The 1,163-nt window shown below is 35.5% G+C and carries 1 protein-coding gene; it reads right to left on the minus strand.

The features are described from left to right. On the minus strand, window positions 1-1,163 hold a 1,163-nt coding region (locus AW165_RS18310), incomplete at both ends, for an Ig-like domain-containing protein (protein WP_228138765.1).

Here is a 1,163-nt window from a genome sequence, read left to right on the forward strand (position 1 = left end):
TCCATTGCCACCATATAGATAATCATTTCCTGTAGATCCTTTAATAATTTGAGTAAATGTAGAGTCTGTTGGCTTGTAAGTTCCTGATACAGTATTAATTATAGTAGTTAGTGGTTGAGAACTATTCCCAGCTTGATCTGTAGCAGTTACCCTATATTCTACATTTAACCAATCGAATTTTTCCTCAATATTTACGTGAACCCAAGCACCATCAATTTTTTGCTCAACAGCATAACTATCACTTGGCGCATTAAAAATAATTTTATCTGTACTAACATCGTAATTAAACAAATTAGCCAATATAGGTGCCGTAGTATCAGGTGCATTTATATTAATTGAACTTTCATTACCTTTAGCATCCGCAGCAATTACTTTTAATAGTTCACCATCTTCATAAACCGTATTCAAAATTACATTGTAATACCCAGATGCATCAGCTATTGCCGAACCGATTACATCATCTGCAGCATTTTTAACAATTATTGTGGCATTTGCTTCAGTTGTACCTTGTACTGATTGCCCTTCAGCCCATCCACCTTGAATAGTTGGTTGATGCAAAATTGGTGGCGTACTATCTGGTGCAATAACCTCTTTCGCTTCAGTTTTATTATCCGATTGATCTGCTGCCGTTACGCTTAAGCTTTCGCCATTTAAGTAAGCTTTATCAAGAGTAATAGAATAATTTCCTGCCTCATCTGCATGAGCTGTGCCTACAACTTTTGTTTCGTAATGGTCTACTTCTAAAATAGTTTTTGGCACTTCTTGCGTTACATTTACATTTATAACAGGGACCATTGAACTAGAATAATTTACTGTCAAAGTATAGGTTCCAGATGCTAATACTGAACCTTGTGCTAGATCAATACTGTAATTTCCGTTTCCAGCTTGAGAGATACTACCAGTTAGACTTGTATTTAAACTCGCACCAGAAAGAGTTGAGCTATAACTACCAGAAAGTGAATTAGTCGAAGAGCTCAAATTTAAAGAAACATGTGCATTTGTACCTGTAACTTCGAAAGAATATGTTTTCGATAAATAATTTGACTGTACTGTCTCATTCAAAACAGATTGGGTTTCTAAAACAGTTACTTCTTTATAAACAGCAGTTACTTGTTCTACTGTCACTCTTGCACCTACTTCAGTCGTACCTGTAACCACTTTAC

The sequence above is a fragment of the Acinetobacter sp. LMB-5 genome (assembly GCF_001541635.1).
Lineage (GTDB): Bacteria > Pseudomonadota > Gammaproteobacteria > Pseudomonadales > Moraxellaceae > Acinetobacter > Acinetobacter pittii.